A 22,168-nucleotide genomic window follows, 5' to 3' on the forward strand; every position below is an offset into this window, starting at 1 on the left:
TTACGCAAGCAAAGTCGTCAAATATGCTTCTTTGCCAATGCAACAAAAATGATTGGCATTCTAATAAAAGCAGGCAAACAAAAACAGTGATACATGAGAGTGTGCTCTGAGTACGCAAGTCCTAAGCTAAAAACTAATTTTTATCTGAAACAAAACGGCAACTGATACTGCCCAGTGAGCCATAATCAATGTGAAAAGTATCATTGCTACGAATACGTACAGGACGTGTGAACGATCCTGCTAAAATAATCTGTCCTGCTTCTAATGCAATACCATGCGGGGCAAACTTTTTAGCAAGCCAAGCAATACCATTTGCTGGATGATTCAACACACCTGCAGCGACGCCAGTTTCTTCAATCACCCCATTGCGATATAGTAAAGCTGATATCCAGCGCAAATCGACATCCATAGGTTTGATGGGACGACCACCCATGATAATGCCTAAGTTAGCAGCATTATCAGAAATAGTATCCATTACTTTGCGTGGGCGTTTGCTATCTGGATCAATACGATGACAACGGGCATCAATTAGCTCAATGGTTGGAATCACATACTCTGTTGCAGATAGTACATCCGTTAAACTAACCTTCTCACCTTGCAAGGTATCTTTGAGAATGAAGGCGAGTTCAACCTCTAGCATTGGGTCAATGAATTTATCAATATTAATATCGCTACCATCGGCATACAGCATGTCATCTAGCAACGTACCATAATCTGGCTCATCAATTTGTGAGGACTGCTGCATTGCTTTTGACGTCAAGCCAATTTTATGGCCAATAATCTTTCGTCCTGCAGCAAGTTTCAATGCAATACCTGCTTTTTGAATGGCATACGCATCTTCAATAGTGATATCTGGATGTTCTAGGGAGATTTGGCGGACTTGAATAGCATTTTTTTCTGCTTGATATAATCGCTCAGCAGCGGCTTGAATGTCTTGTTTTTCCATAATCGCGTTATCCTTCATTTATGTGATATATCAGTATTGGTTTCACTTAATGGAAACATAAATGTTTAGTCAAACTTAAAAGAATGTAATTTTTTATTAGGTAGACGGTTTTTACTATAAATAAATCGTGCATACCCTCATGTCTTAGAACGCTTTGGTTAATGACGCTCTGATAAGACTGCCTTCAAAGGTGTTTTCGTTTGAATACTCTTTATAGACACCAACGTCGCCGCCTAACAATAGATTTGGTGAGAAATAAGCCGTCGATACACCGATTGCGTTTCGTTTTTCGTCACCCGCGCCCGTCTCAAATGTGTTGTAACCGACAAGACCGACATCGAGCATGCCAAAGCTTTTACTAAGACCCCACTCAATCATTAACTCTTCGTCCAACCCGTCTTCTTGAGGAATCTCGTAAGTGCCCAAGGCACTAAAATCAATATCACCCGCTTTATTAAGTTTCACATTACCGCCAAGGGTAAACGACAAAGAGTCATAGTCTTTGGCAGGGCTAGCAATCCTATTAATCGAATAATCACCGCTGTTGCCAAAGTACCAGCCTGCACCAGCAATTGCGTCCCATCTTTCGCCATGCCAACCTAATAGCCCACTGGCATATAAATTACCAAGCCCAGTTCGATCATCCTTTGCAATACCATTGATCTCAATATCGGTCTTCACAAGTGGCACAATAGTGTCCAAAACGACATCAGCACCCAAGAATTTTTGCGGAGTAACCCATACAGCTCGATTGACCAGTGCCGTCACATCAACTTCACCACCATTTGGCAATGCTTCGTTTTTATCTGCGCTATAGTTAGCCAGATAGCCGCGGTAATATACGCCAGGTGGCGGTAATACACTTCCCTTTATTCCCTCAAGACCAGGTACGTATTGAGAGTCGGATGCGTGAGCGACAAAGGGTAAACTGAACACAGCTAAGACAGAGGTAGCTGCAATCTTATTCAACATTGTTTTCATAAAACATCCTTGTTTATCAGTGATTAAAAAAATATCTACTGTCCTTTTCTAAGGACATTGACTAACGATAATATTGATGTAAATTGTTGCTTTTCCATGTACCATTGGCAAATTCTGAGTACTCTAGCGATAGGGCAAACCCGCGCTTATTAAATACATCAGAAAAATGCGTTTCCATTAAAGCAAACAACTCATTACACACTTTTTTTAATTGCTCTGGCGTACGTCCTTGGCCAACTTTCAGATGAGCATGGACAAAGGCATCACTGTCACGACTGGCATCTGCCATTACGTACTCACTCAAACGATGTGCCCTAACTCTAATACCGCCAGTAGGAAACATATCTTTTTGGTCAATGATTACTTGAGCTGACTTCTTTAGTAGCGTTTGAATATCCTGCTCTGTCACCTCTTCTAATAAATTGTCGGTGTATTCATAAGTTAAGTGAGGCATGGTTTCAGTCCTTTGATTTTTATATTCATTGAGTGTCTTTTTGGTATATATAAAAAGGCTGGTACAGCTTACTGCGTATTGCTATCAAACCTTAGTGAAACTGCTTATAAATAGCCTTCGCAACTGCGTCACAATCTATGGGTTCAACGGGAAAGATAGCATTGATTTGTCCAGTACCTGATGAGGCAAACATAGGCGTGACTACATCAACCTTGCCGTGATATGTCTCCCAGCCCATTACGCCCATTAGCATGGCAGTATCGTGCATCATACCTTCGCCATGACACTTTTCTGCATACATAGGCAAAATGCCACAAAACTCAACCCATTTACCTTTTTTCCAAAGATTAACGACATGCTCATCAACAGAACCTAAAAATGGATCCCATATTTTGTGGAAAAATTCACTGCCACTATTGTTTTCAGCAAAACGGTGAGATAACGACCCACTAGCAAAAATGGCAACAGTACCGCTGTATTTTTCTTCTACCGCTTTACGTACTGCTAATCCGAATGTGGCACTGTCTTCTAAACTATGCACCATCAATAAGCTTGAAATACAAATTACTTTGTAGTGCTTATCTGCGTTCATATAACGCATCGGTACTAATGTGCCGTATTCTGGACCTAAACTGGTGTCAGAATGCGCACGAGTATGTACACCCATCTCATTAGCAGTTTCGGCAATCAACTCACCTAACTCAGTATTACCGTCGTAGTCGTAAGGCAGATTCTTAATGAAGTGTGGTAGTTCATTACTGGTGTAAACCCCTTCAAAATGAGGGGCGCAGTTAATGTGATAACCACCATTAACCAGCCAATGTGTGTCAAAAACAATAATCGTATCCACACCTAATTCACGGCAACGACGATCGATTTCATAATGCCCATCAATAGCTGATTGTCGGCAGCCTTTATGCTCGCCATCAAGTTCTGATAGATACATTGATGGCACATGCGTAATTTTGGCGGCTAGCGCTAAGGTTCCCATTTTATACTCCCCAACGTGGTATACGATGATCGCCATAAGAGATGGCAACGTTTTTCAACTCACAGAATACATCAAAGCTATAGTGGTTCCCTTCGCGGCCAGTACCTGATCCCTTTGTACCACCAAATGGTTGACGCAAGTCACGTACATTTTGGCTATTAACAAAGGTCATACCGGCATCAATGGCTTTGGACAAACGTAAAACACGTCCTGTATTTTCTGTCCATAAATATGAAGACAGGCCATAAGGTGTGTCATTAGCAATTTGTAAGGCCTCTTCTTCAGTCTTAAAAGGAATGATGCATGGCACTGGACCAAATATTTCATCTTGGGCAATGCTCATTTTGTTATCAACATCTGCAAATACAGTTGGCTCTACCCAAAACCCATTTTTGAATTTGTCATCCAGTTGCGGCGTCCCTCCGCCTAGCACCAATCGAGCGCCTTCTTTTTGACCAGCTTCGATATAGCTCATAACTTTATTTTGATGTGCTTTACTAATCATAGGTCCAATAATGGTATTTGGATTTAGCGGATCTCCAATGGTTAATTTAGCAGCACGATCTACATAATCTGCTACGAACTTATCGTAAATCGTACTCTGTACAATAATGCGTGATCCTGCGGTACACCGCTGACCATTGTTAGAAAAAATCATAAACAATGCAGCGTCCAATGCACGCTCATAATCAGCATCATCAAAAATGATGAACGGTGATTTACCACCCAACTCCATTGAATATTTTTTTAAACCCGCTGATCTAATAATACGATTGCCCGTTGGGGTAGAACCTGTAAATGAGATGGCTCTCACATCGGGATGTGATACCAAAGGCTCGCCTGCTTGCTGCCCAAAACCATGCACGATATTAAACACACCATCAGGCACACCAGCTTCACGCATCAATTCGCCTAAGCGTGTGACTGTCATCGGAGACAATTCGGACATTTTCATAACTGCTGTATTACCCAGTGCTAAACACGGCCCTGTTTTCCAAGTAGCAGTCATGAAAGGTACATTCCAAGGTGAGATCAGCGCACAAACACCTGCTGGTTTTTGCATGGTATAATTCAGATGACCTGTATCTGAATCGTAAGATTCGCCATGCATGTGTTCTGCAATCTCAGCAAAATAATGGAAGTTATTGGCAGAACGCGGTATCAAAGATTTTAGTGTCTGACTAATGACTTGACCGCAGTCATTCGTTTCCATTTCAGCCAGTTCAGGTACATGCTTGGTAATCAAATCACCTACGTTATGCATTATTTTTGAACGTTCTTTAGCTGGCATGGTAGACCAAGCTGGGAATGCAGCTTTTGCTGCAGCAACTGCAGAATCTACTTCTTTTTGACCTCCGCTGGCTACTTCAGCAATGACTTTGCCAGTCGCTGGATTAATACTTTCAAAAACGTCTTCACTCTCGACATGTTGACCATTAATAATATGCTTAATCATGACTTCTACCTTATATTATCTATCTGCTTGATATGCTATGTATCATCTCAATATGATGAGTTTATGGCTTTGGCTTAACCTGCGTTATAGTAGGTTTCATCGTCAACAATGGTGTTACGCAATACGCCTAAACCTTCAATTTCGGTTTCTATCACATCACCATATTTAACGTCAGCCAATCCCTCTGGTGTTCCCGTCAAAATTACGTCGCCTGGGTTTAAAGTCATAATTGATGACAGATATTCCACCACGGTATACACACTAAAAATCATATCGGCAGTTGTTCCCTCTTGTGTGGTTTTGCCATTGATTCGCGTGGTCAGTTTCAGATTCATGGGATCAGCAATCTGATCTGCGCGGGTTAGCCAAGGTCCAATAGGCGTACAATGGTCACGATTTTTGACTCGGAAATTCGGGCGATAGTAATTTTCTAAATAGTCGCGGATGGCATAATCGTTCGCAACGGTATAGCCTAAAATATAATCTTTGGCTTCGTCAGCGCTGATATTACTGGCAGTTTTACCAATTACTACGGCAAGCTCACATTCATAATGCATATACTCAATATTTTTAGGACGGCGGGTTTGAGCATTATGTCCAACTAAGGTGTTTTTACCTTTTAGAAATACCAGAGGTTTTTCTGGGGCGTTAAATGCCAATTCTTTGGCATGGTCAGCATAGTTCAATCCCAAAGCAAACACAGTACCTATCTCTATTGGTGGTAGCCACTGTATATCAGATTCAGTCAGTACGAGACCATCACTCGTTTGCACCTGCCCATTTTTAGTCTGAGTGACTTGTGTTACTGTATTATCAATTAAGACGCGGCCTACGCGCTGAGCATTGATTGCAGCATAATCGGTCTCAATATTTGGTGTGTGAGTAGACGGTAGTGATGACTCCACTGTAAAGTCGACCGCTGTGTCTAAAAGATTGGCCGTAACTTGCACCTTATCACCAGCTTTAACGGTCGGTGCTTGATATTCAACGCCCAATAACAACACATCACCTTCGTTTAAAGTCATAAACTCGGTCACATCAACCAGCAAATTTACCGCATCGCGCTTGAGTTCAGATAGATGACGCGTATTCACTGAGACACCATTAATTTTTGTGTCGAGAGTTAAGTGTGCAAGATCCGGCACATCATGGATATCACCTAAAACAAGCGATCCATCAAAACATTTTTCACGAATGGCGGGACGATAGTAACTGTCATGTGGAATGCTTAAATCAACCGCGGTAACCACCCCTGCTAGTACAGATAACGCATCATCAGACGTTAAACGACTGGCTGTTTTTCCAATGACCAAACCGATACTTGCGCCAACCTCTAGTGCTTGGGCGTCTGTAGGTAGACTAACGACGTCTGTCGTATTCAAAGTATTAAAAGGCTTGATATAAATAACAGGTGCTTTGGCAGGAGTCTTGTATGGAGGCAGGTTTAGTTCATGTTCAAGAGTGGTCAGCGTTTTCGTGTCATTTAAGATAACGCCATAGATAGTATTAGCGAAGTTTTCTACTTTGATAGTCATTTGAAATCCTTTCAATGTTTTATTTACATTTTGACTCAACATCTCTATAGATCAATTGAACCAACTTCCGTTATCTCGAAGATTAATAAAATACTAATATATTAGCAATATAGAGTCAATCATTTCTTTTGCGCAATCTTTATTTAGTCTTTGATAAGCATCACAGGCCAGAAGTTACAGTGCTTAAAAGACCATAATAGGCACACCATCATTGGAAGCGTTCTATTTAAGAAACTCAGCCAGCTGGACTGTTTATAGCCTCTCAAAAAGATAGGGTGTTGGATCAATCAAAGGTGTGGTACCCATCACTAAATCTGCAGCCAATTGACCAGCTGCTGGCGATGTACCAAAACCGTGACCACTAAAGCCAATAGCTACTGTTAACCCTGGAACCTTTGCAATATTAGCAATGACTGGATTAGAGTCTGGTGTCACATCGATAACCCCGCCCCACTCATTCTCAATTTGAGCATCTTGAAAAATAGGCCAAGCTTCTCTCACATTATCCAATGCATCTTTGTTAAAGCTTTGGTTAATAGGGGGGTTAAACGTACGCACCTTTTCAAACGGAGTAACGTCATCTTTGGACCATCTGCGACCCAACTTCCAATCTTCTAAAAAGAAGCTATTCAGACGGACGTGCATCACATCCTTACCGTGTTTGAGTGCACCTAAAAACTGAGTGCCAATTTTTAGATGATCGATGGTTAACGGTGCATCTATCGCTCCACGCTGCATCATAATAAAGCTACCATCTATGTGCTTTCGGAAAGAAAAATTGGGGGCTCCTACCGCTATCTCGATTGGAATATGCGGTAGCGGGTTGGTTTTGAATACTGATAAAAATAGGGGCAAAGTTGGGAATCTTACACCCATATTACCTAAGAAACGGCGCGACCAAGCGCCGCCTGCCAGTAAGACATTATCGCATTGTATCTCGCCGTACTCTGTGACCACACCTGAGACTTTACCCCCTGTTGTAGTCAGCGTGCGTGCGGTACAATTTTCAATCAATATTGCACCCTTTTTTTGGGCAGCGTTAGCAATTGCGCTGGCAGCAAGCTCTGGTTCGGCACGGCCATCAGAAGGAGTGTATAAAGCTCCTTTCCAGTGACCTACACCGTAGGGTATCATCTTATCTATTTGATCTGGTGTGAGTAGCTTTGAGCCAAGATTGAGATGATCGATAGATTTTAGCCAACGTTCGTATCCTGCCATGTCGGTATCAGTTTTGCCCAAAAACATAATACCTGCTTGACGATATCCCACTTCAGCACCCACACGCTCATTCATACCAGCCCATAGTTTATCGGACTCAACGGCGAGTGGTACATCATCTTCGGCGCGGTTGGTTTTACGTATCCAGCCCAGATTTCGGGACGATTGCTCACCAATAAAGCGTCCTTTTTCAAGCACCACAACTGGCACACCTCGCTCCACAAGGGTTAACGCAGCCGTTAAGCCAACAATACCCCCACCGATAATCACCACGGTTGTTTTTTTGGGTAATTCTGACGGTTTTTTGATCTGTGTTGCTTGAACTGGTGTTGTTTGTGGTGCTGCCATGGTCTTATCCTTGATTCAAATTTTAAATATCCAGATACTCAACATTCGCTGTTGATGCTCCTTTATATGCCGTCACTTCCAGCTCAACTTTATACGCCTTTGATCCTAATGGTGGTGAAGTTACAGTAGTGGTGGGATCGACACCACGTAGTTTTTCGCCAATGATACCCATGACTGTATGTGTATCTTCTGGGTTTTGAATAAAGACTCTCGACATTACGACATCTTGCAAGCTTGAGCCGAGTGCAACCAGTGCTCGCTCTATGTTGGCAAATACTTGTAAGGTTTGCTCTTCGATATCTTCTGGGATAAGTTTGGTTTCTGGGTTACGTCCTGCAGTATTTGAGACGAAGATCCAATTGTCTACCATAACTGCACGTGAATAGCTTGCATGATCTTCTAATTTTGAACCGGTTTTTACTTTGATAACGTTAGTCATTTTTCTGTCCTAATGGTTTTATGTTTGGATAAATTGATTTGGCGGCTTTAACGTTTCCGTCGCTTTTCTTGGCGTCACCTACACTTACTTAACGCAATACGGGGGTTTCCCAAAGGTTCAAAGATACGCCTATGCCTCTTTCAATAGCATTGCGATAAACAACCGTCGCCCATGCAACGTCTTCAACGGGCATCCCACCAACCGACATGATAATGATCTCTTCATCATTCTGGCGCCCTTTAGTTTCACCAGCAGTTATACAGCACAAATCTTCAACCTCGTCTTGTTTCATGATGCCCTGCTCAATCATGTCCATGAATTTAACGCCGATGATTGGCACATAGTTGTGCGCTGGACGTGGCAACTCTTCGAACCAAGCTTCATATAAACCGATATTATCCATAACCTTCCGCACATCAGATTTTTGCATATCTTCATCAATGTTGCAGTAGGCTGGCATGGCTAGAAATGCTCCTGGTTTTACCCATTCACGCTTAACCATTGGATACGTTGAAGGATCTCCTGGTGCACCTGAGGTGCAGTAAGTCACAATGTCGCAATCACGAACAACATCTTCAATGCTGTCTACAATTTCAATGGTGGTCACTTGAGGATATTCAGTCTTTATCCACTCTACGAATATGTTTAGGTTTTTTTCTCCGCGACCTTTAATCTTTACTGTATCAATATGAGGGCATACAGCAATGAAAGCACTTAGCGATGTCTTTGCCATGACGCCTGGTCCCATAATACCCACTACTTTAGAGTCCTTACGAGCTAAGTGGCGTGCACCTACGCCTGGGATAGCGCCTGTACGATAAGCAGACAGAAGGTTTGCTGACATCAACGCAAGCGGTGCACCTGTGTCTTTGTCGTTTAAGATAAAGGTTAAAATTGAACGTGGCAGACCTTTTTTTCGGTTTTCGATATTTGAACCGTACCACTTCATGCCTACCGTTTGAAACTTACCACCCAAATATGCTGGCATGGCCATAAAACGGCGGTCTTCAGCATTGTGCGGCATACCCTCAAATTTCGGATGATCAGGGAAAGTCATCATTGCACCATGCGAGTCGCTATTCGAACCTGCCATGCGGTAATCGCCTTGGTACAATAGCGTAAACATCTCTTCCATAGCATCTACACAACCAAGCATATCTGTTACACCTGCTTTAATCATGTCTTGCTCTGATAGGTAGATAAAATCAATTCTAGTATCTGAATTAGTATCCGACATTTTGGTTTCATTCCTTTTGATTAGATGTCTCTCGCGTTCCTAGAGAGATTAATAAAATAAAGTGCTCATAAAAATTATTTTGATATGACAAGATAAGTCATTTAACATTTATGAATATGCACGGTTTGAATAGACGTAAACTCTTTTAGACCAACTTCGCCAAACTCTGAACCGAAGCCAGATTGTTTAACACCACCAAATGGCGCATTGGGTTGTATGGCACCATGATGATTGACCCATGAGCTACCACACTCCAAACGCTGGGCAAGCTTAGTCGCTTTATCAATATCAGTTGACCATACTGATCCCCCTAAGCCAAATTCACAGCTGTTAGCACGTGCTAAGACCTCTTCCACATCGCTAAATTTGATAATCGGTAAAATAGGACCGAACTGCTCTTCATCTACCAAACGTACGCCATCACTAATATTATTCACTAAGGTAATTGGATAAAAATAACCCGTATCATTAATGACTTCACCACCGCATAAAAAGTTTCCACCTTGCACTTTGGCATCATCGGCAAGCTCTTTGACAAGATTAAACTGGCTCTCATTTTGTAGCGGACCAAAATCGCTATCTGCCTCAAGACCATTACCTGTTTTGACAGAATTGGCAATTTTTACTAGTTCATCACACAATTCATCATGTATTGATTCATGGACGTACAACCTTTTAAGTGCGGCACACGTTTGACCATTATTAATGAACGCAGTTGCAAATATTTTTGGTGCCATAGCGACAATATTCGCGTCAGCCAGTACGATACCCGCGTCATTACCCCCAAGCTCCAGTGTCAACCGTTTTAGATTAGTGCTGGCACTTTTCATAACGGCTTTACCAGTTGGCGTTGAGCCTGTAAAGACGATTTTGTCGATGTCAGGATGAACCGACATAGCAGAGCTGATTTTGCTTGCACTGGTAATCACGTTTAAAACACCAGCTGGTAGAATGTCTTTGGCAAGTTGACCAAGCTTTAGTACAGTTAATGGTGTCGTACCTGATGGCTTTAATACCACAGTATTCCCCGTCAGTAATGCAGGAATGATGTGCCAAATACTAATCATTAAAGGATAATTCCACGGTGTGATGGAGCCAACCACACCAAGTGGCTTGCGATGCATTTCAATACGCAGATTTTCGTCCTCTTGTAGCACTTCTGGTGTTAGCTCATACTCCACTGTCCCACGAATCCATGCCAAAGTACCGCCAAACTCAAAACCTGCACCCATATCAAAAAAGCCCTTGAGCGGTTTTCCCTGCTCTTTTGTCAGTGTTTCGATTAAATCGGCACTGTTCGCTTCTATAGCATCAGCAAGTGCTAATAGCTTTGTACGGCGCTCTTGGTAAGTTAATGCCGACCAAGCGGGAAAGGCACTTCTGGCAGCAGCAACAGCTTCATCTAGCTGCTCTACGCTAGCTTGTGGTGCTGCAGTAATGACTGATTTAGTCGCTGGATTAAGCACTTCAAAGGTACTTACACCATTGACTAATTGACCGTTGATTAACATTTGATATGTCATGTTCACTTCCTTGTAGGGATAAATTTTTTATCTATTTCCTGTCTTATCTATTACTCGTTAAATATGACTAGCAACTTAGTTTACTAATATATTTGTATATTTACTAATATATTAACAAATAATAGGTGGCTGTCAAATGCTTTTATCAATAAAATTTTTGAGGCTTGAGAGGTTACAATCTCATCTCAACTGGTGAAAATTTTTACAAGCCATTACACATTCAAAGATTATCTAATATTGCTTAAGACCCTTGATATTTTACTTATATGTTAGTAATATTAAGTTGTCAAATTTGATGCTCTTTGATGTATCGCAATTCTAAATGTCTGCAAAAGTTATAAGATATTATGTAGTAAAAGACATAGATAGTAGGTTATCTGAACTGAATCTAGATAACCTTTATCATTTCAACCACAAGGAAGTTATATTATGCAATTTCATCATCATGGGTATGTCTCTACCGACCCACGTATTAAAGCGGCTCAAGGTACTGGTATTAATCGCCCAACCGAAATTCCTGATGAAATAGACGTATTAATCGTCGGCTCGGGCCCTGCAGGTATGTTGCTTGCTGCGCAACTATCACAGTATCCATCACTCACTACACGCATCGTCGAAAGACGACCAGATCGTTTAGCCATCGGTCATGCAGATGGTATTCAGGCACGCAGTGTAGAAACCTTCAAGGCGTTTGGCTTTGCAGATGAAATCACTAGCGAAGCCTATCAAATCAGTGAAATGAACTTTTGGGCACCCTCAAAAGAAGACCCAAGTAAGATCGTTCGTACCCGTCGCACACTAGATGATGAGCACGGTATCAGTGAGTTTCCGCATCTGATTGTAAACCAAGCCCGTGTCCTTGATTACTTTGCTCAAGTTGCCAAAAACTCACCTGCCCGTATTGAGGTTGATTTTGGTATTGAATTTTGTGGATTAGAAGTCGGTAAAGGAAAGTATCCGGTTTCTGTTCAGATTCAATATACAGCAGGGGCACGTGCGGGTGAAAAACGTACTATTAAAGCAAAATACGTTGTAGGCTGTGATGGCGCTCGCAGTCACGTTCGCGAATCTATAAATCGAAAGCATCTTGGCAAACCATCGCTGCATGCTTGGGGCGTTGCTGATATTTTAGCCAATACAGATTTTCCAGATATTCGTATGAAATGTGCCATTCAATCACAAAATAGTGGCAGCATCTTGTTGATACCACGCGAAGGCGGTCATCTATTTAGAATGTATATTGACCTTGGTGATGTGGCTGAAAACGATAACCATCAGGTACGTGCTACACCGCTGAAAGATATTATTGATAAAGCTAACAATATTATTAGTCCCTATAAACTAGATGTTAAAGAGGTAGCGTGGTGGTCTGTGTATGAAGTTGGGCACCGTGTCACAGACAAATTTGATGATGTGGACGTAGGCGAAGAAGACAGCAAAATGCCACATGTATTTATTTGTGGAGACGCCTGCCATACTCATAGCGCCAAGGCTGGGCAAGGCATGAATGTGTCGATGCAAGATGCTTTTAATTTGGGCTGGAAGCTAGGATCGGTGTTAACTAAACGTAGTCCAGAATTGTTGTTGGCTACTTACTCCGCTGAGCGCCAAGTAGTTGCAAAAGACTTAATTGAATTTGATAAAGAATGGTCTAGCCTGATGGCTAAAAAACCTGAAGAGTTTGATAATCCTAACGAGCTTAGCGAGTATTATGTGCGCACTGTTGAGTTTCCAGCAGGTTTTATGACTCAATATGAGTCTTCTATGCTGATTGGTACCGATGAATATCAACACCTTGCGAAAGGCTTCCCAATTGGTAAGCGATTCAAATCGGCACCAGTAGTACGTATTGCTGATGCCGTGCCTGCACACTTAGGACATCATGCTAAAGCCGATGGACGCTGGCGTATTTATGTTTTTGCAGATACTAAAACCGAGGCATTGAATACCTTTGCTAAGTGGCTAGATAGTAATCCTAACTCGCCATTATCCGTCTATACTCCTGCTGGCGCGGACCGAGACAGTGTTTTTGATGTGAAAGTTATTTACCAACAATCGCATCATGATGTGGATATTACTGATATTCATAAAGTATTTTTACCGTTGGTTGGTCCGCATCAAGTCACCGACTATGAAAAAATTTACGCCACTAGAATGGATAATGACATTTTTGAAGCCCGTGAGATTGACCGTAGCGGTGCTATCGTTGTTGTTCGTCCAGATCAATACGTGGCTAATGTCTTACCCCTGTCAACGACTAGCGAGCTAACAGATTTCTTTGCTAAAAATATGTTGCCAGCTTAAGCGTAACTTGGTTTTCCCGTAATGATTAATATTACATATATAATATTTTAGATATGAATTACAGTCGCTATAAAGGCAGCTATTTTTTTACAGAGCATTAGTCTAATCTAATAAGTGCACCACTGTTTTTATATTTATACTATGTAAATATTCAAAAACCCCCGGTTACTAGACTGGGGGTTTTCTATTTATCTAAATTAAATAGCATATAATCTATTGGAAACACTATCTGAGCCGATGCTTTATTTTACCTAAAAACCCTTAACTCAAGAAGCCTTCGTCGCTAGATTAATATATTTAACCATTATAAATATTTGAAATAAATTACAAACCCATATAAAAAACTGAAATCAAAAGAAGAAAGTCAGTTAACGCTATAGTAGAGCAGAATTTAATTTAAACTGAAATTTATTAGGCAACAGAATGCTTCAATGTTCCTCTTGCTGAAATAGACAAGGCAATTAACTTGGTTATCGCCGGGGACATTAAAGACTATCGAAAGGATGGTATGGCTGGCAAGGTGGTTCTAAAATAATTAGCTCTTGTAACATTAACTTACATTCATATGTTTAAAAGTTATCAGATGTGATTACCTATAATATTACGAGTCTACAAATAGCATTTATAAACATACTGATTATCAACCAAAATATGGACACACTATACTGATAAAATCTCTAAGTCAGTATTTACAAAGCTTCTACTATAAATTGCTAATAATGAAATTTGCCAGATGGCTGTGCGAAAGTCGGGGTTTGACCTCACCGCCATCTGGTAAAGCTTCATTCTTATCAGCGCTATAGTTGGCCAAATAGCCTCGGTAGTACACACCCGGTGGTGGCATAACATTGCCTTTTATTTCTTCAAGACCCGGCACATATTGAGAGTCAGAGGCATGGGCAATAAAGGGTAAACTTAAAGCAAGTAGCGCAGATACTGAGACAACCTTATTCAATACTGTTCTCATAAAACGTCCTTGTTCGTAAGTGATTTAAAAAGTATTTTCCATTCTCTTATAAAATAAGCATTTCATAAAAAACAGGCTGTTTTAACCAAACCTATGTACTATCCAATATATCGATAACAATATATATATGTGTGTACGTGGATAGGTAAGCGTAATACATATATTTCTACTTAAACTTGATAAAGCTTTTGTGCGTCCTATCAGTTAATGTTGAGTCCAATTTAAGTATCTGATTCTATATATAATTTATGCATTGTCCTCTTTAATCATGTCAGCTGCCTTCTCTGCTACCATAATTGTGGGTGCATTTGTATTACCAGCCATAACGAACGGGAAAATAGAGGCATCTACCACACGCAGTTTTTTAACACCTCGAACCTTTAATCGCGGTGTCACCACTGCTAAACCATCACTTCCCATTTTACAGGTGCCATTCTGGTGATGGTAACTTACAACTGACGAACGCACATACTCTGCAATTTGTTCATCTGTTTTAACACCTTCACCTGGATATATTTCTCGACCACGCCATTCTTTTAAGGCTGGTTGGCTTGCGATATTACGCATTTGTTTAATCGAAGTCACTAATGTATCGACATCATATTGTGTATCAAGTACATTTGGATCGATATTCATCTTATCGTCAGGATTAGAACTGTTTAGTGTAATCCTACCGCGTGAGGTCGGTCTAACTCCTGCAGCTACTAGAGAGAATGCATTTTGAACGGAACTATCTTGACCAGGTGCGTAATAAGGAACATGGAAAAAAAGTGGCTGCATATCGGCTCCTGGTAGAGCTGGCTGGGTTTTTGCAAACATATGAGCATGCAATACTTGAATAGACATGTCACTTGGTGGCGGGAGCTCTTTCTTTCCTTCGTATATTACAGGGCTTAAGTTATGATCGTGGAGGTTTTCACCTACACTGGGGCTATCGACAAACACATTAATACCAAGCTTTTCTAACTCTGATTTTGACCCAATGCCTGATAGCATCAAAATACGAGGAGATTCAATAGCACCGCCACATACAATCACTTCTTTTTTAGCTTTGACTGTTTTGATAGTGCCTTCTTGACGATATGTAACACCTGTTGCTACACCCTTTGTTATATTTACTTTATGGACACGTGAGTTAGTTATCAATGATAAATTAGGACGATTGAGAGCTGGCCGTAAGAAAGCGACTGCTGTGGAGTGTCTCTTCCCATCTTTCGTATTTAAATCAGTATAACTGACCCCTTCTTGTGTCTCCCCATTGCTGTCATCGTTGAAAGAGATGCCAGACTCTATAGCAGCATCAACTATCGCTTTCGTTACTGGATGAGGAGTAAAATCTGCAGTAACATGAAGTAGCCCGTCACCGCCATGATAGACACTTGGACCACGTGAGTAATTTTCTGACTTTTTGAAATATGGTAGTACATCGTTATAAGACCACCCATCACAACCTAATTCATTTGCCCAATGATCATAATCAGACGCATTACCTCTTACATAAATCATGGCATTTAACGACGACGACCCACCTACCGTTTTACCACGCGGCCAATTTAAGATACGATAGTGTGCATTTTTTTGCGGTATTGTTTTATAGTCCCAATCATATTCAGTACCCCATAGCTCAATTAAACGCATAGGTGTTGATATCATTTCACTGTTATCGGGACCTCCTGCTTCAATAATAAGTACCTGACTACCGTCTTCAGTTAAACGATTCGCAAGTACACACCCTGCCGAACCTGCGCCAATAATCACATAATCGAATTCTTTACTATGGCTATCTATAGGATTAATACTTGCACCTATAGCACCCTTAGACAACATAAGTACACCTGAAGCAACTGCGGTGTATCCTAAAAAATTGCGACGTGAAATACCTTTTGACTTATTTTTAGTAGACATTAAAACTCCTTTTTATTGTCAGCTATATTCCTTTATTTTAGATGAGCTTATTTCAATCCTAGATTAGCTAACCATCTTCAGATAACTGATTTTCCTACTAATAACCATGTAATCTGGTGCTTTTAGCATCTCTAAAGATAAGTACTCACTACGTGTTCTACTTCGGCTATATTTTTTGCATTTAACTATCGATCACTAGATACTGATTATGTAATAAATATCTATTAAGATTTAAAAACTTGCATGGTCTGTATAGAAGTAAACTCTTTAAGACCCGCTTCTCCAAACTCAATACCAAACCCAGAGTCTTTGACACCACCGAACGGGGCATCGGGTTGAACCATGGCATGATTATTAATCCATACAGTGCCGCAGTCTAAACGTGAGCCGATACTTTGTGCTTTTTCGATGTCTGTTGACCACACTGAACCGCCAAGTCCAACAGATAAGCGGTTGGCACTGACAATCGCCGCGTCAACATCGCTAAACTTAATAATCGGAAGAATCGGTCCAAACTGTTCTTCATCAACCAATCTTGCGCCATCACTGATATGACTCACCAACGTTATGGGATAAAAATAACCAGTCTCGTCTACCACGTCCCCGCCACATAAAAAGTTAGCACCGCGCTCTTTGGCATCTTGAGCAAGCGCTTTGACTATGTCTAACTGCTTCTTATTTTGTAGTGGTCCAAAATCGGTGTCTGCATCAAGCCCATTACCCGTCTTCATGCTTTTGGCAATCGTGGTCAAGGCGGCACACAACTCATCATGCACTGATTCATGCACATACAGTCGTTTTAGCGCGGCACACGTTTGACCATTATTGATAAAAGAGGTGGCGAATATCTTACCTGCAATGGCTTCAATGTCAGCGTCGGCCAGTACGATACCAGCGTCATTGCCCCCTAACTCAAGTGTCAAGCGTTTTAAAGTCATGGCAGCGCTTTTCATGATAGCTTTGCCCGTCGGGGTGGAGCCTGTAAATACAATTTTGGCAATGTCCACATGCTCAGACATCGCCGCACCGATATCCCCTTCACCAGTGACGATATTTAATACACCTGCTGGCAAAATAGTGTTAGCAATTTCACCGAAGTATAATACCGTCAATGGCGTCATCTCAGATGGTTTCATAACCACCGTATTCCCTGTTAGTAGCGCAGGAATGATATGCCAGATACTGATCAACAACGGGTAGTTCCATGGCGTTATGGAGCCTACGACGCCAAGTGGTTTGCGATGCAATTCTATCCGAGCCGAGTCATTGTCCTGAATGATTTCTGGTTCCAACGCCATGCTGGCGGTCGCACGTATCCAAGCCAATGTCCCACCAAGCTCAAAGCCTGCACCCAAGTCGGCAAAGCCTTTCAGTGGTTTGCCTTGCTCTTTGGTCAGCATTGTCATAAACGCCTCACTGTCAGCTTCAACGGCATCAGCGAGCTGCATTAGGTAATCACGGCGCTCTGCATATGTGAGTGCTGACCAACTAGGAAAGGCAGCTTTGGCAGCGGCGACCGCGGTATTTAATTGTTCAACACTGGCTTTTGGACAGCGTGCCACCACTGATTTGTCGGCTGGATTAATCACATCAAAATAGTCATTCGTTGAAACTTGTTTACCATCGATAATTAGATTAAATTTTTTCATGGTATTAACTCTTATTCTCGTAAATATTATTTATAGGGGTGACTGGAAACACTCAGGCTAAGCCATAGAATCAAACCATCTAAAAATAAGCGCTCTGCTTATATCATTAGCCTTAGTGCAGCCATATCATTGCTGCACTAAGGTTGTACTGAGGCTGCACTTATTTTAGAGCGGTTTATTTGCTTTCATCTTTGCCTTGATTAAGTGCCAATGACGGGGTTTCATCAAAGAAATTCCAAGGTTTGAGCAGTACATTCACCCATTCAGTTGGCATAATAGGCCACTCTTCAGCGCGCGCTATATGGGTAGTGCCCGTCGTTAACCATACCACCAGATCCTTATTATGAATTTTTTCATCATCTGCAATAAAGGCTCCTAACCCTGTGTCTTTATCAGAACGGTTGGGATAGGTACCTTCTGGATATAACTCATCTGGCTTGTATTGTGTTACCCAAATTTGTTTGTCCATAAAGCTCAGACGATTGAACAACCACTCATCATCCGCAAAATTCGCGCCTTTGGCAATCGGATGCGTACCACCTGCAAACGGAATCATTTGATAAGACACGGGGTTGCCCATACGGTTTTCTTTACTGGCATTACTGATTAAACGTACAGAAGAAGGATCAAAGTTTTCTTTCGCTTTCGTTTCTGTCAATACGGTCGTCTCACGCGTCTCCATCGTACTGGTACGCGGGCCGCCGCGCGTATTTTTCGTGACTATAGGCTCTATATGTTTGATGTTATTGGTCTCGCCATCAATATCCATGTCCAAGCGAAAGTTGTAGATATGCTGGTGCGTGGTACCAACGATATTATGGTCAATCAAGGTGCCATAGCGCGTGTCTTCTTTCGCACTTGGGTCATGCATGGTTTTTGCTAGAACCCCTTTGACCGCTTCAATGCCTGTCGCGCCCGCATCAATACCAATAGTACCGTTTGGCTGTAGTACCCAGTCAAAGATATAATCATAGTTACCGATGGTGCTGATCCAGCGCACCACCAGTTCTCGGCGCTCGGTACTGACGTTTTTTTGTCCCATTTCTTGGTGCTTAAATTCAGGGCCTGCATAGCGCTCAAATATGGCAATGGCGTTCGGAATGGTATAAGGATTGCCTTCATAGTCTGCAAGCACTGCATCAAGGAGCACTGCGTTTTCTGGGGCATCGATATTTTTCTCAAGCGGCGAGGTCAAGGTGCCCATGCCGTACTCGCCCGCATCGAGGTACGATTTAAAGTACCAGCCCACATCAGGGTCACCGTAGGGCACGACCATACCGCCTAAGTTACCTTGATACATGATCTTACGGTCGACACCTTTGTCGTTAAAGGTCATCGTACTCAGCTGCAAACCAGTACGGCTATCAAGACCGATATGAAACTTCCAGTTATTCCATTCAACGTTTCGACCTGTGATGGTGTAGTTTTTGCCTTCTGGCTCGATGATGTTTAAAGGTTTATTGGTGACAATGTCTCTGTCGCGACCATCGATTGGACGCGGGGTCATCGGTACGGGAATGACGCTACCTTCTTCTATTTTGACGACTTTTTTGGTATCCAAATCCACCACCGCAACCAAGTTCTCGATAGGATGTGCCCAGTAATTGCCATCTCCGACATCTAGGTAGGAGACGATTTTGAGGATACGCTGCTGCTTATCTTGTAATCCGTCTTTTCCTCCAAAATAACCGACCGTCAGCGGGGTTCCGACTACTTTTGTCACATCATCAATACCATGCTTTTGCAAAGCGACTTTGTATTCTGGGCTGGTTTGGATAATCTCTTGTACGGCGATAAAGTCACCTATTAGCACCATACCGAATGTATCTTCAAGCGTTTTCCAGCTGGTAAGCGCCTTTTTATCTAAGTTCACCTCACCCTCAATGGCGGTGGTACCCTTCAAAAGGGTAAAAGTAGCCACACGATCACCACTATAAGGCTTGTCCGCCAGTACACTGCGCCAGACAGCGTCTTTGTCAGGCTGCTTTAGGCGAATATCGGCAAACCTTAAGTTTTTCTCTTTTGGCTTTGACTGACGGATAATCGAGGTCACTTGCTTGATCTCATCACTGTTCAAACTATTAAGTGGATGCGGCGTGCGCTCGACTTTAAAGGTTTGGTCTAAATTTGATTGCAGTATTTCATTGGCCAAGGTGTCGGGCACTAAGGCTTGACCGTTTTTCATGACCAGCGGATTAGTGATTGTTAAAGGTTTTCCATTAATCATGGCCGTCGAGCTGCTCGGTTTGATTTTTACCCGTGTCGCGTCCTTGGTAATGGTGTATATATCGGCATAGCTGTCATAGGTGACTTCTGCACCCGCTGTGGACATTGCTTCCTCAAGCGGAACCATATGCACCTCTCCACCATGCGCCAGTGCCTGACCACTATAAATAAAAGCCAAGCTGGCGACTAACGCCGTTAATGCCGACTTGAATGCGGTACGCTGACGAGGTGTTTTACTGATTGTCGCGTTGATTTTTTGCTGATGACTAGCGTGTCTCATGAGTAACTTCCTTGTTGTGGTGGATGGATATAGATTTTACTTTTTGCAATAGCCGCTAAATACTGATGGCCTGTATTGTTAACATTCTGATTTGATATGGTGTTGGGCCGTAAAGTGCTTATGTGTTAGCCGCTCGTCCGTGTCCATGGTTAACGGCTGCACTTCTTTTAAAGAGTGCAAACAGCGGTTGGCAAGGTCGGTATACTGCTGCGTACCATGCGCTTTCCAAGCCAACTCTTTTTCTTCAAGCCCTCTTATGACTTTTGCAGGGCTGCCCAATGCCATGACATTTGGCGGAATGACCATCTTCGCTTTGACGGTACTATTCGCTCCAATAATGCTATTTTCACCCACTTCTGCGAGGTCGAGAATGACACTGTTCATGCCGACGAGTGCATTTTTTCGCACGATACAGCCGTGTAGAATGGCGGCATGACCAATATGGCCGTATTCTTCAACTACCACGACATGGTTGGGAAAACCATGAATGATACAGTTGTCTTGGATATTGGCGTTTTTTTGAATACGAATACCACCAAAGTCTGCCCGTAATGACGCGAGTGGACCGACATATACGCCAGCTTCAATGACAACATCGCCAATAATGACGGCAGTTGGATGCACATAAGCATCTGGGCTGATCACGGGTACTACTCCGTCAATGGCATAGCAAGGCATCATCTTCTCCTTATCAAGACATAGCAAACAACGTTTAGCATCGTCATTCGTTTAGGTTTCTTTTACTTAAGTTTCTTTTAATTAGCTTTCTGCAGCAAACTTTAAGCCGCCGAAGCGTTTATAAAACTGGGGCCGTGCTGGTGGCATAGTCCCCTCTGCCGTACGCGCAATATTCAGAAAAAATGCCTCGGACGCGCTTACAATCGTTTGGTACACATTACTGGTCAAGTTACGCGCGGTCAGTGCCAGCCAATCCGATGGCAATAGCTCTAGCGGTAAGTTCGGGTCTTTCAACAAAATACGGCGGTACTGGTGAATCAATAAAATGCGAATTTGAAACGCTTGTAGTGCATCAAAATCATCATCTTCGATAAGACTTAAAATATTACGAAAATCGTTAATGAACTTGTCATAGCGTTGGTGCAGCTGCTCGATGGGCCAGTTCACCTCAACCATACGCTTGAGTGTCGGATGTGACTCTTGCCATAAGGGCAAGGCCTCGGCGCGAAACACTACCACTTGCTCCGTCATCTTGAGATTGAATAGCAAGTTTTGCAGCTGCTGTTGATCACAGCTGGGATAGGCCATAAGATTGGTGGAAATATTGGCAAACCCGAGCCACTCCAATTCTTTTTTGAGCAAGGTTTTATTACCAAGCTCAACCGAGCTTAATAACACCAAGTCCCATTTGTGATCCCACTCGCTCTGATGTAAGCCATAAATTTTTTTATGGGCGGTCGCAAAGCGTTCACGGCTGACATCGGTAATGCGGTAGTAACTGGTACGTCCGATTTTTTCGGAACTTAACCAGTCGTTTTGCCCCAAGCGAAACACCGCTGTACGCACGGAGCGTTCATTAAAACCGAACGCATCCATGAGTTGAATCAGACTGGCTAAACTAATCACCCCGCCTCGTTGAAAGATACAATCCCCAAAGATGGACATAATTAATGATGTGCCACTCAAGACATCTTCACAAATAAGCTCATCGATACATTGTTTTAGTTTCGCGTTCATGTCGTTTATTCATT

17 protein-coding genes are annotated in these 22,168 nt (G+C 42.3%); 1 reads left to right on the forward strand and 16 read right to left on the reverse strand.

Annotated features, from left to right (window positions below; genetic code table 11):
- Positions 1-133: 133 nt before the first annotated feature.
- The 10 genes from hpaH to JMX07_RS04550 all read right to left on the reverse strand — a co-directional run bounded on the left by hpaH (position 134) and on the right by JMX07_RS04550 (position 11,128).
- Positions 134-946, reverse strand: coding sequence for a 2-oxo-hept-4-ene-1,7-dioate hydratase (hpaH, locus tag JMX07_RS04505; protein WP_265088342.1), 813 nt, complete (start codon positions 944-946; stop codon positions 134-136).
- A gap of 144 nt (positions 947-1,090) precedes the next feature.
- Complete coding sequence (locus JMX07_RS04510; protein ID WP_201606587.1) at positions 1,091-1,927, reverse strand: transporter; 837 nt, start codon at positions 1,925-1,927, stop codon at positions 1,091-1,093.
- A 61-nt stretch (positions 1,928-1,988) separates the two neighbouring features.
- Positions 1,989-2,381, reverse strand: a complete 393-nt coding sequence (locus JMX07_RS04515) for a 5-carboxymethyl-2-hydroxymuconate Delta-isomerase (protein WP_201606589.1) — start codon at positions 2,379-2,381, stop codon at positions 1,989-1,991.
- A gap of 91 nt (positions 2,382-2,472) precedes the next feature.
- On the reverse strand, positions 2,473-3,372 hold the full coding sequence (gene hpaD, locus JMX07_RS04520) for a 3,4-dihydroxyphenylacetate 2,3-dioxygenase (protein WP_201606591.1): 900 nt from the start codon (positions 3,370-3,372) through the stop codon (positions 2,473-2,475).
- 1 nt (position 3,373) lies between these two features.
- A complete protein-coding gene (gene hpaE, locus JMX07_RS04525) occupies positions 3,374-4,828 on the reverse strand; it encodes a 5-carboxymethyl-2-hydroxymuconate semialdehyde dehydrogenase (RefSeq protein WP_201606594.1) in 1,455 nt (484 codons plus the stop codon).
- A 74-nt stretch (positions 4,829-4,902) separates the two neighbouring features.
- Positions 4,903-6,363 (reverse strand): fumarylacetoacetate hydrolase family protein, encoded by a 1,461-nt coding sequence (locus tag JMX07_RS13665; protein ID WP_265088343.1) that lies wholly within the window; start codon positions 6,361-6,363, stop codon positions 4,903-4,905.
- A 252-nt stretch (positions 6,364-6,615) separates the two neighbouring features.
- Positions 6,616-7,929, reverse strand: a complete 1,314-nt coding sequence (locus tag JMX07_RS04535) for an NAD(P)/FAD-dependent oxidoreductase (RefSeq protein WP_201606596.1) — start codon at positions 7,927-7,929, stop codon at positions 6,616-6,618.
- 22 nt (positions 7,930-7,951) lie between these two features.
- Positions 7,952-8,368: a RidA family protein gene (locus JMX07_RS04540; protein ID WP_201606598.1), complete on the reverse strand. Its 417-nt coding sequence runs from the start codon at positions 8,366-8,368 to the stop codon at positions 7,952-7,954.
- An 88-nt stretch (positions 8,369-8,456) separates the two neighbouring features.
- Positions 8,457-9,605, reverse strand: a complete 1,149-nt coding sequence (locus tag JMX07_RS04545) for a tyramine oxidase subunit B (protein WP_201606599.1) — start codon at positions 9,603-9,605, stop codon at positions 8,457-8,459.
- A gap of 101 nt (positions 9,606-9,706) precedes the next feature.
- The gene (locus JMX07_RS04550) at positions 9,707-11,128 is read right to left on the reverse strand and encodes an aldehyde dehydrogenase family protein (protein WP_201606600.1); all 1,422 of its coding nucleotides are present in this window, start codon (positions 11,126-11,128) and stop codon (positions 9,707-9,709) included.
- A 429-nt stretch (positions 11,129-11,557) separates the two neighbouring features.
- Here JMX07_RS04550 and JMX07_RS04555 point away from each other — a divergent pair, with 429 nt between their 5' ends.
- On the forward strand, positions 11,558-13,432 hold the full coding sequence (locus JMX07_RS04555; RefSeq protein WP_201606601.1) for an FAD-binding monooxygenase: 1,875 nt from the start codon (positions 11,558-11,560) through the stop codon (positions 13,430-13,432).
- A 703-nt stretch (positions 13,433-14,135) separates the two neighbouring features.
- Here the strand turns inward: JMX07_RS04555 and JMX07_RS04560 are convergent.
- The 6 genes from JMX07_RS04560 to JMX07_RS04585 all read right to left on the reverse strand — a co-directional run bounded on the left by JMX07_RS04560 (position 14,136) and on the right by JMX07_RS04585 (position 22,154).
- Complete coding sequence (locus tag JMX07_RS04560; RefSeq protein ID WP_201606603.1) at positions 14,136-14,399, reverse strand: hypothetical protein; 264 nt, start codon at positions 14,397-14,399, stop codon at positions 14,136-14,138.
- 246 nt (positions 14,400-14,645) lie between these two features.
- On the reverse strand, positions 14,646-16,304 hold the full coding sequence (locus JMX07_RS04565) for a GMC family oxidoreductase (protein WP_201606611.1): 1,659 nt from the start codon (positions 16,302-16,304) through the stop codon (positions 14,646-14,648).
- Positions 16,305-16,528: 224 nt separating this feature from the next.
- Complete coding sequence (locus JMX07_RS04570) at positions 16,529-17,953, reverse strand: aldehyde dehydrogenase family protein (RefSeq protein ID WP_201606613.1); 1,425 nt, start codon at positions 17,951-17,953, stop codon at positions 16,529-16,531.
- Between the two features lie 175 nt (positions 17,954-18,128).
- On the reverse strand, positions 18,129-20,459 hold the full coding sequence (gene tynA, locus JMX07_RS04575) for a primary-amine oxidase (protein ID WP_201606615.1): 2,331 nt from the start codon (positions 20,457-20,459) through the stop codon (positions 18,129-18,131).
- A gap of 78 nt (positions 20,460-20,537) precedes the next feature.
- Positions 20,538-21,137, reverse strand: a complete 600-nt coding sequence (locus JMX07_RS04580; protein WP_201606718.1) for a gamma carbonic anhydrase family protein — start codon at positions 21,135-21,137, stop codon at positions 20,538-20,540.
- 81 nt (positions 21,138-21,218) lie between these two features.
- Positions 21,219-22,154 (reverse strand): PaaX family transcriptional regulator C-terminal domain-containing protein, encoded by a 936-nt coding sequence (locus JMX07_RS04585; protein ID WP_201606617.1) that lies wholly within the window; start codon positions 22,152-22,154, stop codon positions 21,219-21,221.
- Positions 22,155-22,168: the final 14 nt, after the last annotated feature.

It is taken from the genome of Psychrobacter immobilis (genome assembly GCF_904846235.1).
Taxonomy (GTDB): Bacteria; Pseudomonadota; Gammaproteobacteria; order Pseudomonadales; family Moraxellaceae; genus Psychrobacter; species Psychrobacter immobilis_C.

Bases quoted from the DNA above. Each gene is read 5' to 3' on its own strand.
- hpaH (WP_265088342.1), bottom strand. From the start codon at position 946: ATGGAAAAACAAGACATTCAAGCCGCTGCTGAGCGATTATATCAAGCA.
- JMX07_RS04510 (WP_201606587.1), bottom strand. From the start codon at position 1,927: ATGAAAACAATGTTGAATAAGATTGCAGCTACCTCTGTCTTAGCTGTG.
- JMX07_RS04515 (WP_201606589.1), bottom strand. From the start codon at position 2,381: ATGCCTCACTTAACTTATGAATACACCGACAATTTATTAGAAGAGGTG.
- hpaD (WP_201606591.1), bottom strand. From the start codon at position 3,372: ATGGGAACCTTAGCGCTAGCCGCCAAAATTACGCATGTGCCATCAATG.
- hpaE (WP_201606594.1), bottom strand. From the start codon at position 4,828: ATGATTAAGCATATTATTAATGGTCAACATGTCGAGAGTGAAGACGTT.
- JMX07_RS13665 (WP_265088343.1), bottom strand. From the start codon at position 6,363: ATGACTATCAAAGTAGAAAACTTCGCTAATACTATCTATGGCGTTATC.
- JMX07_RS04535 (WP_201606596.1), bottom strand. From the start codon at position 7,929: ATGGCAGCACCACAAACAACACCAGTTCAAGCAACACAGATCAAAAAA.
- JMX07_RS04540 (WP_201606598.1), bottom strand. From the start codon at position 8,368: ATGACTAACGTTATCAAAGTAAAAACCGGTTCAAAATTAGAAGATCAT.
- JMX07_RS04545 (WP_201606599.1), bottom strand. From the start codon at position 9,605: ATGTCGGATACTAATTCAGATACTAGAATTGATTTTATCTACCTATCA.
- JMX07_RS04550 (WP_201606600.1), bottom strand. From the start codon at position 11,128: ATGACATATCAAATGTTAATCAACGGTCAATTAGTCAATGGTGTAAGT.
- JMX07_RS04555 (WP_201606601.1), top strand. From the start codon at position 11,558: ATGCAATTTCATCATCATGGGTATGTCTCTACCGACCCACGTATTAAA.
- JMX07_RS04560 (WP_201606603.1), bottom strand. From the start codon at position 14,399: ATGAGAACAGTATTGAATAAGGTTGTCTCAGTATCTGCGCTACTTGCT.
- JMX07_RS04565 (WP_201606611.1), bottom strand. From the start codon at position 16,304: ATGTCTACTAAAAATAAGTCAAAAGGTATTTCACGTCGCAATTTTTTA.
- JMX07_RS04570 (WP_201606613.1), bottom strand. From the start codon at position 17,953: ATGAAAAAATTTAATCTAATTATCGATGGTAAACAAGTTTCAACGAAT.
- tynA (WP_201606615.1), bottom strand. From the start codon at position 20,459: ATGAGACACGCTAGTCATCAGCAAAAAATCAACGCGACAATCAGTAAA.
- JMX07_RS04580 (WP_201606718.1), bottom strand. From the start codon at position 21,137: ATGCCTTGCTATGCCATTGACGGAGTAGTACCCGTGATCAGCCCAGAT.
- JMX07_RS04585 (WP_201606617.1), bottom strand. From the start codon at position 22,154: ATGAACGCGAAACTAAAACAATGTATCGATGAGCTTATTTGTGAAGAT.